Raw genomic sequence first — 318 nt, forward strand, 5'->3', positions numbered from 1 at the left:
TAACTGACTTTCGTAAAATGTTAACCAAGGTGACGGTTGAAGCAGCACTCAATGCTGAATTAGACGAACACCTTGGTTATGCTCGTCATGAGCAGTCTGAGCAACAAAATTCCCGAAACGGTTATTCAGCTAAAACCATTCGAACCGAAGATGGTGAAGTTGAATTAGATACACCTCGTGACCGAGATGCTAGCTTTGAGCCACAACTGGTTAAAAAAAACCAAACTCGCTTCACGTCAATGGACGACAAGATTTTATATCTCTATTCCAAAGGCATGACGACCCGTGAAATCGTTTCTACGTTCAAAGAAATGTATG

Annotated in this window: 1 protein-coding gene; it reads left to right on the forward strand. The window is 41.5% G+C overall.

Features of this window, described 5'->3' with window-relative positions:
* Nucleotides 1-318, forward strand: a 318-nt coding sequence (locus ACW689_RS21480) for a transposase (RefSeq protein ID WP_476294452.1), incomplete at both ends; no start/stop codon positions are given.

Source organism: Pseudoalteromonas sp. ABE4_541, assembly GCF_056312285.1.